The sequence below is a fragment of the Polyangium sp. 6x1 genome (assembly GCF_029946515.1).
Taxonomy (GTDB): Bacteria; Myxococcota_A; Polyangia; order Polyangiales; family Polyangiaceae; genus Polyangium.
Map to the genome: position 1 here is coordinate 46,070 of NZ_JARZHH010000007.1, position 17,327 is coordinate 63,396.

Consider the following 17,327-nt stretch of genomic DNA (forward strand, 5'->3'; position numbering starts at 1 on the left):
ACCGGCGTGTGTCAACATGCCCCCCGCGAACGTCGACATGCACGATGATTCGAACAGCCCCACGATCCCTACGCGGTCGGACGCTCCGCCGTCTCCGCACGCCGGCGCGACCGACCGGGAAGAGCTCCTGGAGCTTCTGTTCGCGCACGTCGCGGAAGCCATAGCGCTCGTCGAGCCGAGCGGGCGGATCGTCGAGGTGAATCCCGCGGCTTGCACGATGTTCGGCCGTGGAAAGAGCGATATCCTCGGAAAGCACCTCGGGGAGCTCGTGACGAGCGCGTCGCGCGACGAGCTCCTCGAATCGCTCGGTCGCGTCGAGCCGTCCGGGCCGGTCTCGGTCGAGTGTTCGTATCGACGAACGCCCGGTGAGCTGCGGGTCCTGGACATGCGGCTGACGCGCCTGGGGGATCCGAGGCGCGATTGGCTCATCGCGAGCTGCCGCGACGTCACCGAGGAGAAGCGACGGTCCAGCGAACGGGAGACCGCCGCATTGAACGCGGAGCTCCTGCAGCAGGCCTCGCACCTGAAGGAGGTCAACCAGACGCTGCTCGATAGCGAGCAACGTCTGAGGCTGACCATCGAAACAGGAAGAATCGGCTTGTGGGTCTGGAACTCCACGGACCTGGGCAACGTGGGGGACTGGTCGCTGCGGATGAAGGAGATTTTCGGGCTGCCGCTGGACGCAGAGGTGACACACGACATGTTCTTGAAATGTGTTCACCCGGACGACCGGACGCGGGTGGACAGCCAGGTCATGCAAGCGCTCGCCGGCGCGGATGGAGGCAAGTATCGCGCGGAGTACCGCACGATTCGTGCGCGCGACGGCTCGGAGCACTGGGTGACGGCCCGCGGCCAGGCGTTCTTCGACGCGAACGGCCAGGCCATTCGTTTCATTGGCACAGTGATGGATATCACCGAGCGCAAGCGCGCCGAGGAAGCATCCGCGCGGCTGAACATCGAGCTCGAGAGGCGAATCCGCGAGCGCACGGCAGATCTGGAGCGAATCAACCAGGCGTTCCGTGTCGAAATCGAGGAGCGAAGGAAGAGCGAGGCCTCGCTCACGAGGACGCAGCGCCTGACCCAGACGGGGAGCGCGACCTGGATCGTCGCGACGAACGAGTTCCTCTGGTCGGACGAGACGTATCGTCTCTTCGAGATTCATCCCGACACGAAGCTCGTGCCCGAGCTGGTCGTCTCGAGGGTCCATCCCGAGGATCTCCCTCTTTACGCTCAGGCGCTCTCCGGCAAGGGCGACGATCTTCATTTCGGACACCGCCTGGTCATGCCCGACGGCTACATCAAGCACGTGGAGGTGTATGCCACGGCCGTGCGCGACGACGCGGGCCAGATCATCGAATGGGCGGGGGCGATTCGCGACGTGACCTCGATCAAGCGATCCGCGGAGGCCTTGCGGGCCTCGGAGCACCTCGCGCGTGGTCAGTTCGCGGCGCTCACCCGCACGCTGGATGGGCTCGCCCAGGAATCGAATCCCGAACGACTGCTGGAGCACGTCTTGCGCATGATCGCCGGACGGCTGAACGGGCAGAGCGTCAGCGTGTACGAAAGAAACGGCGTCAGCGGCGATATGGACATGGTCGCGACGTTCGAGGACGATCGGCTGCACACCCCCTCGAAGAACCTGTCCTCGGTCAAGAGGGTCACGCTTTTCACGGAAGACCACCCCGTGTGGAGCGAGGCGATCCGCACGGGTGTCGATATCGTCGTCGGGGAGCTCGATTGCGACCCTCCGCGCATTCGCCTCGGGAATCGTGAGAATTCGCCCTGGCATCCATGGCACGGAGACATGCCCCACGATCCCAACATGCCGGTGATTTACAAGCGACTGGCGGCGATGGGCGTCGTGGCCACGCTGACGGTCCCGACGCTGATCGGCGGCAAGCTTGCCGGCTTCATCGGGATCCGATCGAGGCACAAGAATTTATTTCAAACGAGCGAGATGGAGCTCGCTCGTGCGCTGGCCCATCAGGCCATGCTCGCCATTCAGCTCACGCGGCTCTCCCGACAGAGCCGCGAGGCGGCCATCGCCGCGGAGCGCAACCGTATGGCGCGGGATCTCCACGACACGCTGGCGCAAGGATTCACCGGCGTGATCGTGCAACTGGAGGCGACGGAGGACGCCTGGTCGAGGGGCTTGCTCTCCGAGGCCGGAAAACACCTCGCCCGCGCGCGCGAGCTCGCGCGCGGGAGCCTGCAAGAGGCGCGACGCTCCGCGCACGCGCTTCGATCGCAGGCGCTCGCCGAGAAGAGCCTCTGTGAAGCGGTGGAAGAGCAGATCAAGAAGATGACGAGCGGGACCAGCGTGGTCGGCGCATTCACGCTGGAGGGCAACCCGTGGCCGCTGAGCAACGAATGGGAGGAAAACCTCCTGCGCATCGGCCAAGAGGTGCTGACGAACACGTTGCGGCACGCGCGCGCGCGCCATTTCAACGCGCGTCTCGCGTTCGAGCCACAAAGGCTCCGGTTCGAGCTACGGGACGACGGCGTGGGTTTCGATCCTGCGTCACAACATGAAGGCCTCGGTCTGGTCGGAATCAAGGAGCGGGTCGAGGTGATGGGCGGCCAATTGATCATTCGAAGCGCGGAAGGCAGCGGGACGACCATCGTGGCGTCCTTGCCGGCTCCGCACTCCCCCAGCGGCTTCATGCCATGAAGAACCCTGCCGAAATTGCAGCACTCCCTTCGGGCTCCGATACGATCCGGGTGCTCATCGCCGACGATCACGTCACGGTGCTCGAGGGCCTGGCAGCCATCATCAGCCGCCAACCCGACATGGAGGTCGTGGCCGCGGCCTCCGACGGCCGGCAGGCGGTGGAGCTCTGGCAACAGCATCGTCCGGACGTCGCGCTGATCGACATCCGCATGCCTGTGCTCGACGGCGTCGGGGCGATCGAGGAGGTCCGGAGGAACGACGCGTCCGCCCGATTGATCGTCCTCACCACGTTCGACACGGACAACGACCTCCTCAACGCCGTCAAGGCCGGCGCGAAGGGTTATCTCTTGAAGGATGCGCGCCGGGAGGAGATCCTGGACTGCATTCGCAGGGTGCATCGGGGAGAGACGTGCCTTCCCGCATCCCTCGTGCAAAAGCTGGCCGAGAGCCTGAGCCGCGAAGCCCTCACGAGCCGCGAGGTGGAGGTGCTGGAGTATCTGGCGCGCGGACAGAGCAACAAGGAGATCAGCGCGCTCCTCGGCATCGGGGAGACGACGGTGAAATCGCACCTCCGGAGCATCTTTCGCAAGCTCGACGTGCTCAGTCGGACGGAGGCCATCGCCACCGCGAGCCGCCTCGGGCTGATCAAGCTGTAACAGCTGGCCCCGTAAAGCGGTGACAATTTGCTCGGCACTCCCCGGGATCAAACGAGCCTCTTGTCATCTCGCGACCGCCGTGGTTCGCTCGCGAACGTCATGCGCGTTTCGGACTCCGCCCGTTTGCCCCACTTCATCGTTTGCCTGATCGCACCGCTCGCGTTCCTTGCGTGTGCTTCCTCCACGAGCAGCACGGCTGCGCCCACGTCGCCCGGAAGCGCGAAGGCGCAGACGGGCGACGCGGCGCCGGAGGGCGGACCGCAAGAGGGGGAGCAATCCTTCACCTTTGGCTGGAAGGTCCCCTGCCGTGTGCCCGTGGAACAGCTCTCCGACAAGAAAGGCACCACGGCCCGCCTCCGCTACATGCTCTCCGTGAAGCCGGGCGCCGATGGCAATCTGGACCTCACGTTCAGCGATTTCCAATTCCTCGAGCTCAACGGTCAGGACATCACAGGCCCGGAGCTCCAGAAGCAGCTCGCCCCTGCCCTCGCGATGACCTCCGCCATGCCCTCCCTCATCGTGTCACGCGAAGGCGAGTATCTCGGCGTCCGCGGCCTCGATGAAATGATCGAGCGCATCCTCGCCATGCCTTCCTTCAACAAGGACCCGAAGATAGCGCCGAAGGTCGCGGCCATGATGCGTTCGCCTGCCATCAAGGCGTCCCTGGAGGCGAAGATGGGAGACTACTGGAATGGGTGGGTCGGCGCGTGGAACGGCCTCTCCCTCGCACCCGGCGCGTCCCGCGAGGACGACGATTCGATCGAAGTCGGGGACGAAGAGATCCCGACGCGCGTGCGGGTCGAGAATCATGGTCCGGTCGACGGCGCCAAGAAACTCGTCCGGCTCTCGCTCGTCTCCACCATGTCAGGGACGTCGGCGAGCGCGGGGCTCGCCGCATTCACCCGTTCTCTGATGCGCGGGGCTGGGACCGACCTTTCAAAGAACCTGAACGTCGAGCGCGTGAACCGCGTGATCACGCTCGACGTCGAAACCGATCCGGCCACGTTGCGCCCACGTCGCGCTCGGTATGTGATGGAGCTGGAGATGATGGTCAATGGACAGATGTCCGCGAGCCGGGAGACCCGCGAGGAGCGATTCGATTGGGAGCACGCCGAGGGCTGCCGCTGAAGGCTCCCTTTCTCGAACCCATCTCGACATCCTCCCATAGAAGAACCGCAAGAGCCTTCTGTCGCGCGCGCCCGTCCGCCCCGTTCGTGTTGCGCCCTGCCACACAGCAAATGCGACAAGGCACAGTGGGCGCTCTCGCCTGCCGCGCGTTTCGCGCGGGCCGTGCGCATCACCACGCCGAGCGTGCCCGGGGTCACCGAGGAGGATCCCAGGAAAATGCGCACATTCGATGCTAGTATCGCCCTCGCGGACCGCGGTGACGGCGCGGGAGGCACGAGCGTCGATGTTGCGCAACGAGAACAGCGGCCCCTCCGAGGCGCATCCCAAGAGCCCGGATCACGATCTCCCATTTGCCCCGACCTCCAGCGCGGAACCTTCGGCCAAGCCGGACCCCGATGCGCCGGCCGGGCCTTTGCAAGCCGGCTCGAGCATCAAGCACTACGAGCTCATCCGCAAGCTCGGCGAGGGCGGTATGGGGATCGTGTTCCTCGCCCGTGACACCAAGCTCGGCCGCCTCGTCGCCATCAAGGTCCTCCTCGAACATAGCGGCCAGAGCGCCGAGCGCTTTCTCGCCGAGGCGCGGGCCACCGCCCGATGCAAGCACGAAAATATCGTGGTCATCCACGAGGTGGACGAGCACGACGGATACCCGTACATGGTGCTCGAGCACCTCGAGGGCCGCACCCTGAGCGCCTTTCGGGCGCAGCGCGAGGCCCCCGGCGCATTCGAGCCCCGCTCCCCCGCGGATACCCGGAGCGGGCGGGTTTCGCCGAGCCTCGCGGTCGAGCTCGTCCTGCCCGTGGTGCGTGCGCTCTCGTGCGCCCATCAGCTCGGGATCGTCCACCGCGATCTCAAGCCGGACAACATTTTCCTGACCGCCGGGGGGCAGGTCAAAGTGCTCGATTTCGGCATCGCCAAGCGGCTCGAGGCCGAGGAGCTCTCGGCCATCACCGCCTCCAGGCCGCCGCTCGTCAAAGGCGTCGGCCTGACCGAGGACGGAGCGCTCCTCGGCACGCTCCCGTACATGTCGCCCGAGCAATGGCGCGCCGAGGACATTGACACGCGCAGCGACATCTGGGCCGTGGGCATCATTCTCTTCGAGCTCTGCACCGGGGCGCATCCGCTCGCTCCGGCCACGCTGTTCCATCTCTCGCAGGTCGAGAACCTCGACGAACCCATGCCCAGCGTGAGCGACAAACGCGCGGACGTGGGCGGGCTCGGCGCCATCATCGACCGCTGCTTGAGGAAGCGCAAAGCCGAGCGCTTCGGCTCGGCCGAGGAGCTGCTCGCCGCGCTCGAATCCGTGTTGCCCGGCCGAAAGTTGCTCGCGCCGACGGAGGACGAGAGCCCCTTCGCCGGCCTTTCCGCATTCCAAGAGGAGCACGCGGCACGCTTCTTCGGCCGCGATCGTGATGTCGCGAGCGTCCTCGGGCAGCTCCGCCACCAGCCGCTCGTGGCCGTCGCCGGGCCCTCGGGCGCGGGCAAGTCGTCTTTCGTGCGCGCGGGCGTGATCCCCGCTTTGAAGCGCTCGGGCGAGCGCTGGGAGACCTTCCTCCTGCGCCCGGGGCGCCGGCCCCTCGCCGCGCTCGCCGAGGTGCTCACCCAGGTCTCGGCCGCCCCGCCGGAGAGCATTCGGGCAGGCGCGATCGAGCCGAGCGATCCCGAGGATCTCGTGGCCACCCTGCGCACGCAGCCAGGGCTCTTCGGCGCCCGGCTGCGCGCGCGCTGCCGCCGGCAGGGGAGCCTGCACCGCATCCTCCTTTTCGTCGATCAATTCGAGGAGCTCTACACCCTGGGGACCGACCCCGGCGAGCGCGCGGCGTTCGCGGCCTGCATCGAGGGCGCGGCCGACGACGCATCGTCCCCGCTGCGCGTCATTCTCTCCATTCGCTCCGATTTTCTCGATCGTTTGACCGAGGATCGAAAGCTGATGACCGAGGTGATTCGCGGGCTCTCGTTATTGCCGCCCGTGGGTCGCGAGGGGCTCCGCGAGGCCTTGACGCGGCCGCTCGAGGCCACGGGGTATGCCTTCGAGAGCGAGGAGATGATCGAGGGCATGCTCGGCGCGCTGGAACGCACGCCGAGCCCATTGCCCCTCCTGCAATTCACGGCCGCGAAGCTCTGGGAGGCGCGGGATCGGGAGCGCCGCCTGCTCACCCGGGACAGCTACGAGCAGCTCGGCGGGGTCGCGGGGGCGCTGTCCACGCACGCGGACGCGGTCCTTTCCGGGCTCTCATCGCCCGACCAGCGGCTCTGCCGGGCAGTTTTCCTGCGTCTCGTCACGCCCCAGCGCACGCGCGCGGTGGTGAGCCTGGAGGAGCTCTACGCGCTCGCCGAGGAGGGCGGCGCCGTCGAGCAGGTGGTGCATCACCTCGCCGACGCGCGGCTCCTGCTCATCGAGACGTCCGGCGAGCGCGAGGGCACGAAGGTGGAGCTCATTCACGAATCGCTCGTCGAAAGGTGGGCGAAGCTCAAGCATTGGCTCGACGAGAGCGAGCTCGACGCGCAGTTTTTGGCCCGATTGCGCGCCGCGGCCGAGCCATGGGAGACGAGCGGGAAGGCCGAGGGTCTGCTCTGGCGCGATCGCGCGGCGGAAGAGGCCCGCGTGTGGCTCGAGCGCCGGCGCGCGGAGGGGCGCGGGGCTTCGGCCGCCGGGCTCGGCGCGCGTGAAGAGCGTTATCTCCAGGCTGTCGTCGCGCTCTCCGAGCGCGCGCGGCGCATTCGCCGGCGAATCGTCGCGGGCGCCATTGCCACCCTCGGCGCCGTCGCCCTCCTCGTGTCTCTGCTCGCGAGCCGCGCGCGTCGAGAAGCCGCGCGCGCGGACGAAGCGGCGGCGCTCGCCCAGGGCGAGGCCCGGGAAATGCGCAATACAACGCGCATGGCCACGGCACGCGAGCTCCTGGAGACCGATCCGACGACCGCGCTCGCACTCCTGCGCGAGATCGAGCCTCCCGGGGTGCCGCGCGGATGGTCCGATCTAGCGCTGACGGCCTTGCATAGCGGGCTCACGCTCATGGTGCTCCCCCATCACGACAGTGTCTTTTCCGCGGCGTGGAGCCCCGACGGCAAGCGCATCGCCACCGCGTCCCGGGACAAACTCGCGCGCGTGTGGAACGCGGATGGAACCGGCGAACCCCTCCTCCTGCGCGGTCACGACAGCGCGGTCAATGCAGTCGCCTGGAGCCCCGACGGAAAGCGCGTCGCCTCCGCCTCCGACGACAGGACGGCGCGGGTGTGGAATGCCGACGGGACCGGCGAGCCCCTCGTCCTGCGCGGCCACGGGGATGCGGTGAGCTCGGCGGCCGTGAGCGCCGATGGAAAGCGCATCGTCACCGCATCGTACGACAAGACGGTGCGGGTATGGAATGCCGACGGGACCGGCGAGCCCCTCGTGCTGCGCGGCCACGACAATGCCGTCTTGTGGGCGGAGTTCAGCCCCGATGGCAAGCACATCGTCAGCGCCTCCGCGGACAGGACGGCGCGGGTGTGGAATGCCGACGGGACGGGCAAACCTTTGATCTTGCGCGGGCACGAGGGCAAGGTGCGTTCGGCGTCTTTTCGCGCCGACGGCAAGCGTGTCGTCACGGCGTCGGAGGACAAAACCGCGCGAGTATGGAATGCCGACGGGTCGGGCGAGCCTCTGATCTTGCGCGGCCACGAGGGCTGGGTCCGTTCGGCGACGTGGAGCCCCGACGGCAAGCGCATCGTCACCACGTCCGACGACAAACGGGCGCGGGTCTACAACGCCGATGGCGTGGGCGAGCCCTGGATCCTGCGCGGGCACGAGGCCTGGGCCCGTTCGGCTTCGTTCAGCCCGGATGGACAGCGCATCGTCACGGCGTCCTCCGACAGGACCGTGCGGATCTGGGACGCCGGGAGAATGGGGGAGCGGCCGGTGTTCCGCGGGCACGAGGGCGCCGTCTCTTCCGTGGCCTATGGCCCCGGCGGCGAGCGCATTCTCACAGCATCGGAGGATGGCACCGCGCGGGTGTGGAATGCCGATGGCAAAGGGGAGCCATTGATTCTCCGCGGGCACGAGGGCTGGGTCTCCTCGGCGGCGTGGAGCACGGACGGCAAGCGTATCGTCACCGCCTCCCAGGACCGGACCGCGCGCGTATGGAATGCCGATGGGGCGGGCGCACCGGTGGTCCTCCACGGGCACGAGAGCGCGCTCAATTCGGCGGCCTTCAGCCCCGACGGCAAGCACGTCGTCACCGCCTCCCAGGACCGGACCGCGCGTGTATGGAACGCGGATGGGATGGGCGAGCCGGTGGTCCTCCGCGGGCACGAGGGCGAGGTCCGCTGGGCGGCGTGGAGCCCCGACGGCGAGCACATCGTCACCACGTCCTCGGATCGGACCGTGCGGGTATGGAATGCCCACGGGGCGGGCGAGCCACGGATCCTTCACGGACACGAGCATTGGGTCGAATCGGCTGCATGGAGCCTCGATGGAAAGCGCATCGTCACGGCGTCCGTGGACAAGACGGCGCGGGTATGGGACGTCGCGGGGACGGGCGAGCCGCTGGTGTTTCGTGGCCACGAGGGCTGGGTCCGTTCGGCGGCGTGGAGCCCGGACGGCAAGCGGATCGTCACCGTCTCCGTGGACAAGACGGTACGGATCTGGAATGCGGATGGAACGGGCGAACCTCTGGTCCTTCGTGGGCACGACGGCTGGGTCTCCTCGGCCGCGTGGAGCCCCGACGGCAAGCGGATCATCACAGCATCCGACGACGAGACCATGCAGGTATGGGACGATCTGACGCCGCTCGTCAGCCCCGACGACCCGCAGCTATGGGCCGCGACGCCCTACTGCGTATCCGTCGATGGGACGGTGAAGCTCCTGGGCGTGTCCGACGACATGGCCCGCGCCGCGCGGCAAACCTGCCAGCGTCGCGTCGAAGCGGCCCGCGCGGCGGCCGAAAGCGGCGCCTCACGATAAATTACTTCTTACATACCTTGGTCTTGCGGAGCTCGCCAAAGGCGGCCGAGAGATCGTCCGCGTTCTTGCGCAGGGTGTCGGGCGAGGCATCGATCCTGCTCACGCCGCCGAGCGTCTTCGCGGGCGATAGCCCAGCCGGCAATGCCGCTCTCGGGCAGCCCTCGCGGAACGTCGTCTCGGCGCTCACCACGAGATCGTCTGCCATTTGATCGCCGACGCTGAAGGCGTCCGGCCACACGAAGGTCCCGGAGACAAGGGTGCTCTTTCCATCGTGGATCTCGAACTGGATCGAGGTCTGGCCGCTGTGCCCCCATCCGCTGCCCATGCCGAACCCGAACGTGGAGGATGCATCTGGATCGGGCATCGGCACGCTCGCTGGGACCGGGAACACTGCATAGGGCCGGGCGTCCTTGTCGAGCTCATCCTTCAGCCATAAGGCGAGCGCGAGGCGCCGGAGCGCGTCCACCGAGAGCGTCCCCACTTGCGTCTTCATGGCCCCGGTGCCCCGCGTCGCGCCCTGGTTCACGGCTCCGCCGGTGTCGAGGACGAGCCCGCCACACCGGGACGCGATGTAGGCGGTGCCTGTCTCCAGGTCATAAGCGCGGACCTCGTCGCAGAAGGAATAATGTCCACGTCTCCCCCGCAGGACGAGCCAACCTTGCGGCGACCGATATCGCGACTCCGGCAGCGCAGGGAGCTCGGGGACGAGCCTCTCCACGCAGGCCGCATAACGTGCAAGCCTCTCGGCAGGCGGCTCCTTTCTGACCGATCGAGCGCACGCCTCCGGGCTGCCGCGCCCGTCGTCCGCGGAGCTCTCTCTGCGCGCGCGCGCCTGGAGCAGGCCTATGCGCACGAGCTCGCGCCCGACGTCCAGGGCCGCCCCCTGCGCGACCGGATCACACGCGGCGCCGAAGGAAGGGCACAGGATCGCGCGCCTGGGGTCGGATGCCGGGAGGAGCTCCGGCGCAATCATTCGAGGAATCGACGGCGCGAAGTGGACGGCATTGGCGTGTTGCAGAGCGTCCTGGAGAAAGTCCTGCCCGCCCGAATCCCACCACTTTGCGACGGCCCAGGCGCGCGCGGCCTTGAGCTCCGTCGTATCCAGCGAGCGCGCCAGCGTGCCATCCATGTAACAGGGAGAGTTGAAGAGCTTCGCAATGCGCTCGGTGACCGCGTCCGCAGCGGACGCGTCTGGCGGGAGCTTGCTCACGAGCCGAGCGATCTCCTTCGTCTCGTCCAGCGCGGCCTGCTGCTCGTCCTTCGTGCACCAGCCGAGCGCGGCCGCGTCCTTCGGCGGTTGCATCTGCATGTCCGCGTCGTCCATGGTGCTCGGGGCGACGTTCGCCGAGGGAGCGTCCGAGGTGGCCACGGAAGGCACGGGCACGATCGTGGGGCATCGCGCCGGAGCGGGAGGCGCCCCGGAGCACGCGGCGAGCAACCCAAACATTGGAGCAAGCGCGGCGGGAAGCCACGCCTGCGCTCGCCAAGCGGACCTGGGCGGCAGCGTCGTCGAAGTCGGAGTCATAGACCGTGTGCCTCCGACAGCTGCGCTCGCGGGAAGTTTCGCGTGGCGACGCATCCGCGCTATTCGCCCCACAGCACCTTGCAATCGCCCACGATGGTTTCGTCCACGGGCACGTCCGGCACCTGCGGGAGCTCCTTGGCCGGGGTGGACGTGAAATCGAACACGTCCCACGGCGCGAGCGCGTTGGCGTCGCGATGGCTGAGCGCCGGGATCTGAAAGCGAGCCTCGATGAAGCGAACGACCGAGGTGTGATCGTAGACGTTGTGGCTCACGTAGCCCTTCTTCGCGTACGGCGAGACGACGAAGAACGGGACACGGACGCCGTACGACTCGAAGATCGCGCGATCGGTCTCGTCGAGCGCGCGATCGTCGGGAGCGCAGGCCTTCGGCGGGGGCACGTGGTCATAGAGCCCTCCGTGCTCGTCGTAATTGATGAACATCGCCGAGCGGCTCCAATGCGGGCTCGCCACGAGCGCGTCGATCGCCCTCCCGAGCCAGTTCTGCCCGAGCGTCGCCGGCGACGGGGGGTGCTCGTCGGTGTGGTCCATCTGCCCGCCGCTGGTGCCGTCGGGATCGATGAATGCGACCTGGGGCAGCTTGCCCTCGGCCGCGTCGGTGAAGAACTGGCTCATCGGCACGAAGCGATTCTCCTCCTGTCGAAGCTCGAGATATCGCGCGACGAACATCGCAAAGGTGGGCGTGTTTTCGTAATAGAAGCGCCACGAGATCTGCCGCTTGTTCAGGTAATCGATCAGCGTCGCCTCCACGCCGTCCGGGAAGTCGTTCGACTTCAGCCCGAACGAGGTCGCGGCATGCATGAACATACGATTGGGCCAGGTCGCGGTGGGGGCCGACGCGAAGTACCGATCGCCGATCGCGAAGTTCTTCGCGAGCCAGTACACGAGGGGCAGACCGGCCTCGGTGTAATACCCCATCGCGCGTTTTCCGAGGAGCATGTTGAGATCGCCGTTCATGGGCAGCTCGTGCGCGCCCTCGTTCGAGGTGACGAAGCCGCTCATCGCGCCGCCGGCGATCTGCTGCTGGATGGCGCTCCAGCTGTGCGCGGTGTCGACGAAGCAGTGCTGCTCGATCGGGAACGGCGCGATGGGGTTGCCTTCCGGGTCGAGGTTGGTGAAGCCGTCGGGCGCGACGTCGGCGTCGATCCCCACGTCGCGGATCTTCTGGAGGTAGTGATCGAAGGAGCGGTTTTCCATCATCGCGACGACGATGTGATCGATCGGGATCTCCGCGCCGACAGGGTGGCTCTCCCCCTGCGTCTCGGCCGGCAGCGCGCCCGCGCGGTAAGCGCAGCTCTCGCGCGCGGTCGCGGCTTCCTGGTCCGCGGGCTCGATGACGTCGCGATTCCACTCCGCCGGGCCCGGCAGCTCCGGGGCAGCCGGCGTCGGGGGCGAAGACGGAGAGGTGCAAGATGCGAGCGCCAAGGCGAAGAGCGGGAGGGAGACGCGCATGAGAGGGAGTATCGCCGATTCGCGAGGATGGGTCCATCGTGCGGCAGCGGGATAGCCGATGGCGGATGCGCGCCGGAGGGGCCCCGGGTTCCGTCGATTCTGGCCACGGGCTCTCTTATCCGCTACAACTGGACGCAAAGGAGACGTCATGAAGCGCCCTCTCGCGAATCCCCCGTTCGACCCCCAGATCGCGCCGCTGCTCCCGGCCCTGGAGGGGTATGTGCCGGTCGGCATGACGCCCGACCGCCTCGGGCATTTCCGGGCATTGAAGATGCCCACCATCGAGGAGATCATCGGCGACCTGCCCGTCCAGTGTGTCGACCACACGATTGCCGGCCACGAAGGTGCCGAGATCGTCGTCTCGGTGATCTCCCGCAAGGACCACCAAAAGCCCGGCCCCGGGATCTACAACATCCACGGGGGCGGCATGGTCATGTGCAATCGCTTCGCAGCGGTCCATCCGCTCGTGGACTGGGCCATGAAGCACGACGCGGTGGGCGTCACGGTCGAATACCGGCTGGCGCCCGAGCACCCGGCCCCGATCCCCGTCGAGGATTGTTATGCCGGCCTCGTATGGATGGCGGAACATGCCGAGGAATTGCGGTTCGACCCCGAATGCCTGGTCATCTTCGGCGGCAGCGGCGGCGGCGGGCTCGCAGCGGGCACCACGCTCCTTTCGCGCGACCGGAAGGGACCGAAGCTCTGCGGACAATTGCTCCAGTGTCCGATGATCGACGACCGTAACGAGACGGTCTCCTCCCACCAGTACCAGGGCACCGGCATCTGGGATCGCACGAGCAACCTGACGGCCTGGACGGCCGTGCTCGGCGACAGGCGGGGCACCGAAAACGTGTCTCCCTACTCCGCGCCGGCGCGCGCCACCGATTTGAGTGGCCTGCCGCCGACGTTCATCGACGTCGGCGCCGCCGAGGTATTCCGTGACGAGGACGTGGCTTACGCCAGCGCCATCTGGGCTGCCGGCGGCCATTGCGAGCTGCACGTCTGGGGCGGCGCCTTCCACGGGTTTTACGACATCGCACCCGCGTCGGAGATCGCCCAGGCGTGCCTCGCCGCGCGCGAGGCCTGGCTCGCCAGGCTGCTGGCCCGCTGGCGGGCGAAGCGAGCGCACGAAAGCGACGATCGTCGCTGATCCCCTCCCCGATTCTGCGTCGATTCGAGCGCGCTTGCATCCGGGCGGCCCGCATGTTATGGCTCGTCCTGTCGAAAAACGGCGGACCGGTCCGGTGAGCCCCGGTCACTCCCAGGTCGGGAGCCCTTGTCCCTCCAGCACGGAGTGAGACCCACGGCACGATGACGCACGTGTGCGTCCACGTGGAGGCTCTCATGAAACTCAATCACCTCGACCTGCAGGTTCCCGACGTTCGCGCCGCTGTCGAGTTCTTCGAGCGATACTTCGACTTCGAGCTCTGCAGCAACCGGAACTCCCCCGCGATCGCGATTCTGTCGGACCGCCACGGGTTCACGCTGGTCCTCCAGCGAACGAAGGACGCGCAAGCGTCGTACCCGGAGGAGTTCCACATCGGCTTCCACATCGACGACGAAGACGAGGTGCGCCAGCATCACGCTCGCTTCGTCGCGGATGGGATCAACCCCATGACCGACGTGATCGAGAACAACCGCGGGGTGATGTTCTATTGCAGGGGGCCGGGATCGGTCGCGATCGAGGTCGGCTGCATGCGGCGCGGGCGAGTTGCTCCTGCTGATCCGGGGCGACCGGGGGATAGCATGCGCTCGGCGTGACGGAGACCGCTGGGTGTTCGCTCAGCAGGGCCCGCCCATCGCGAGACGCACGGGCTTCGCCGCCGAGCCCGCGTCGAAGTGGCGCGTTTCCACGGTGGGCTGGTCGCACTCGACCAGGATGACCTGGTGAACGAGTGCTCCGCCCGCGGGCCGCGTGACGACGGTATCGAGTCGCGTGGCACGCAATGCGACCCACGCCTCGCGCCCGTCGTCGCACCGCACGGGCGCGTAGTTCCTTTGGTACTTGAAGAGCTTCGATTGATCGGTGGCGAAGACCCGTCCTTGCGTGAGCGAGCAGCGGGGCTTGATGCCGGCGAGCGCGCGGTCGCGTCTCGCCTTCTGTTCAGGGAGCTTGACCCATTTCTTCGCGAGCTCTTCGTCGAGCGTGGCTTCGACGACGTCGATGTCCTCCGGCGCCCATGCAAGGGTGTCCTCCGCGATCTCGACAGACGCCGTGCGCTTCCCCGTGAAATCGACGTCCTCCCGTGACGCAAGCTCGACGATCTCCGTTCCGGGCGGGAGATGGCTCGCGTATGCTTCTGCCTGGCCTCTCTCCGCGAACAAGCCGGCCACCACCGCAATGCCCCGTTGCTTCGATTTTTTGGTCGGCATGTCGTCGAACGTCACCGCGAAGGGGTATCCCGCCGCGAGCCTGAGCGTCCGACCTTTGCGCAGCGCGATCTCGGCCGCCTCCGCGTCCCCGGAGCTCGGGAGCAGCAGCGCGTAATGCGCCGTCGGAGAGCCTTCGCACGGCTCGCTCAAGTACGGGTCGAATGCGCAGCGCCCCGCGGGGAGCAGCTCCGGCACGTCGGCGACGGCATGGGACAGCGGTTGGTCTGCGCTGATCGTCGCCGTGGGCGCGGGCGCAGGGACCTGAATGGAAGGGTCGACAGCCCTCGAGGCCATGGCCGGAGGCGGGCCCTCGGGCGAGCACGCGGCCCCGAATCCCATCATGAGCCACGCAATGACAACCGAGGGTGTGGGGCGAGCGGCCATGAGCGGCCATACCACGTGGTCGCCCCTACCGTCAACGTCGTCACCCTGCCCGGAAGCACGCCCCGCGCCCCGTACGATCCCACGGGTCACGGATCCGGGGGAGGCTCGAGCTCTCGTCAGTCGCTCTCAGTGAACACGTACTCGTGCTGCGCATCGCGAATTTTCAGGGTTCTACGCCCTGCCTGGGCGGAGGCGACGAACTCGGGCGACCAGCTCGCCGCCGTCGCGACGAACGTGATCGTCCCGTCGGGGTTCTTGCGCGATGCAATCGGCGCCTTCCACGTGCCGAAATCGAACGTCGCGCCTTCGCCCGTCTTGGTCACCCGGATCTCGCCGAGCACATCGCTCCGGTAACGCGACGCGAGCTTTTCGACCTCGCCCTGATCCGGCGGGATGCTCAGGAGCTTGCGCGAGGCTGCGATCCATTCCTGCGACGCCTTCGCGGAGACGGTGACCGTGTCGTCTGCCTGGGGCCTGCCATCAAACAGCACCTCGAGCAGCTTGCGCGGGAATGCGTCCATCAGCACATTGCCGGAATCTGCGTTGGTGAGGATCACCGCCCCGACCCCGTGCTCCGGTAGCCATACCATGTTGCTGCGGTAGCCGCGCATCCGGCCGCCATGGAACACCATCGGCGTTCCCGACGAGGTATCGACGTCGAGCCCCATTCCGTACCACGAGTCCTTGCCGGTCTTGACCTGCGGAGCCTGCCGCGCGGCCAGGATCGCCTCGGAGACGTAGCGCTTGCCGCCGGGCAGCGCGCCCTTGGCGAGCTCCATTTGCACGTATTTCAGGAGGTCCCGGACGGTGCTCCACGCACCACCGGCCGGACGCACCGCGCGGATCGGGGTGTTCAGCGCCATTGCGACGGGCGCGATCTTGCCGTCGACGTCGAACGCGTACGGCCGCGCGTAGTTGTCGCGCATCGCGCGCGCGAAGTCGAATGTCGTCCGCGTCATTCCGAGCGGCCCGAATACGCGCGTCGCCATCACCTGATCGTAGGCCGCGCCGAGCTCGAGCCCGGGAAAGGCCACGTGGCCACCGACCAGCCCCGCCGCCGCGGCAATGGGGTTCGAATACTGGTACATCTCGCCAAACTTGCTCGTCGGCTGCATCCTGCCGAGAATCGTGAGCGCGAGCGCCGGCGTCGCGCCCGCGGGCCCGAGCAACCACTCGAGATCGTGGCGCGGCAGCCCAGTACATGCGCACAAGAGGTGCTTGACCTGGACCTTGCTCGTGGTGTCGGGGTCGCCGAGCTTGAACTCCGGCAAGAGCGTGGTGACCGGGGTCTCCCAGCTCAGCTTGCCCTCGTCGACCAGCTTCCCCAGCATCAGCGTGGTGAGCGACTTGGTGTTCGACGCGATGAGGTACGTCGTGTCCGCGTCGACCAACGCCTGCTTGCCGAGCTCGCGGACGCCAAACCCGCCGGCGAACACGACCTCGCCATCTTGCACCACGCCGATCGAAATGCCGGGGACGGAGAGCGTCTGCTGGGCCCGGGTGATGAAGGCCTCGAGCTCGGCGACCCGCGCTGCATCGAGCTTATGCGCTTTGCGCCCCGCGAAGGTTTCGCGCACGTAGCCTTTCGGCAAGAGCTGGTCGAACACGAGCGCGAGCTGGGCCTCGCGTTTCCCGGCGACCGCATTCGCCATATCGGAGATCCGCACGGTCCACCGATCGCCATGCCGCATCGTCCGCGCGGTGACCGTACGAAGCTCGTTCGGCGAGGTCTGGTAGGTGTACGTGCGCTGGTCCTGCCAGCCGTCTTTGTTCGGCGTGGGCCAGGTCGACCGAAGCGGCCATTCCGCGTCCGGCCGATACGCTGCCCACGCCTCGGCGAGCGCGGCCTCCGCGTCCTTCGCCTGGGCGTCGACCAGCGCAATCCACGAACCGCCCTCGGGGGCTTCAAGGATCACCGCATTGCCATTTTCGCGCAGCGACCAGCCCGCTGGCGCGATGAAGGTATGGCCGGCGGCCGTCTTGCTCGGCGTATCCGCGGAGAGCGTTTGCGCGGAGGCCGGTTGCACCGCGGCCGGTTGCACCGCGGCCGGTTGTACCGCGACCGGCGCGGGTTGCTTCGCCACAGGAGCCTTCGGCGAAAGGTCCGGCGAGGTACAGCCGATGGCAGCGAGGAGGACTGTGACAAAGAGGGATCGCACGGGCGCCGAGCATAGCACCGACG

Annotated in this window: 10 protein-coding genes; 6 read left to right on the forward strand and 4 right to left on the reverse strand. The window is 67.5% G+C overall.

Annotation, left to right across the window (positions count from 1 at the left end; all coding sequences use genetic code 11):
- The first annotated feature begins 16 nt into the window (after positions 1-16).
- The 4 genes from QHF85_RS09780 (at position 17) to QHF85_RS09795 (ending at position 9,394) form a co-directional block, all read left to right on the forward strand.
- Complete coding sequence (locus QHF85_RS09780) at positions 17-2,671, forward strand: PAS domain S-box protein (RefSeq protein ID WP_281326837.1); 2,655 nt, start codon at positions 17-19, stop codon at positions 2,669-2,671.
- Positions 2,668-3,327: a response regulator transcription factor gene (locus QHF85_RS09785; RefSeq protein WP_281326838.1), complete on the forward strand. Its 660-nt coding sequence runs from the start codon at positions 2,668-2,670 to the stop codon at positions 3,325-3,327. Before QHF85_RS09780 ends, QHF85_RS09785 begins: the two co-directional genes overlap by 4 nt.
- 99 nt (positions 3,328-3,426) lie before the next feature.
- Entirely contained in the window at positions 3,427-4,455 is a 1,029-nt protein-coding gene (locus QHF85_RS09790; RefSeq protein ID WP_281326839.1) for a hypothetical protein, read from the forward strand.
- Positions 4,456-4,738: 283 nt separating this feature from the next.
- Positions 4,739-9,394 carry a protein kinase gene (locus tag QHF85_RS09795; protein ID WP_281326840.1) on the forward strand — a complete coding sequence of 1,552 codons (4,656 nt, stop codon included), beginning with the start codon at positions 4,739-4,741 and terminating at the stop codon, positions 9,392-9,394.
- A gap of 1 nt (position 9,395) precedes the next feature.
- Here the strand turns inward: QHF85_RS09795 and QHF85_RS09800 are convergent, their stop codons facing one another.
- Together QHF85_RS09800 and QHF85_RS09805 are read right to left on the reverse strand one after the other, a co-directional pair.
- On the reverse strand, positions 9,396-10,763 hold the full coding sequence (locus tag QHF85_RS09800; RefSeq protein ID WP_281326841.1) for a hypothetical protein: 1,368 nt from the start codon (positions 10,761-10,763) through the stop codon (positions 9,396-9,398).
- A gap of 215 nt (positions 10,764-10,978) precedes the next feature.
- On the reverse strand, positions 10,979-12,388 hold the full coding sequence (locus QHF85_RS09805) for an alkaline phosphatase family protein (RefSeq protein WP_281326842.1): 1,410 nt from the start codon (positions 12,386-12,388) through the stop codon (positions 10,979-10,981).
- Between the two features lie 148 nt (positions 12,389-12,536).
- Between QHF85_RS09805 and QHF85_RS09810 the strand changes: the two genes are divergently transcribed.
- Positions 12,537-13,538, forward strand: coding sequence for an alpha/beta hydrolase (locus tag QHF85_RS09810; protein WP_281326843.1), 1,002 nt, complete (start codon positions 12,537-12,539; stop codon positions 13,536-13,538).
- A gap of 194 nt (positions 13,539-13,732) precedes the next feature.
- Complete coding sequence (locus QHF85_RS09815; RefSeq protein WP_281326844.1) at positions 13,733-14,149, forward strand: VOC family protein; 417 nt, start codon at positions 13,733-13,735, stop codon at positions 14,147-14,149.
- Between the two features lie 21 nt (positions 14,150-14,170).
- Here QHF85_RS09815 and QHF85_RS09820 read toward each other — a convergent pair whose 3' ends face one another.
- Entirely contained in the window at positions 14,171-15,055 is an 885-nt protein-coding gene (locus QHF85_RS09820; RefSeq protein ID WP_281326845.1) for a hypothetical protein, read from the reverse strand.
- 206 nt (positions 15,056-15,261) lie between these two features.
- A complete protein-coding gene (locus QHF85_RS09825) occupies positions 15,262-17,304 on the reverse strand; it encodes a serine hydrolase (protein ID WP_281326846.1) in 2,043 nt (680 codons plus the stop codon).
- Positions 17,305-17,327: the final 23 nt, after the last annotated feature.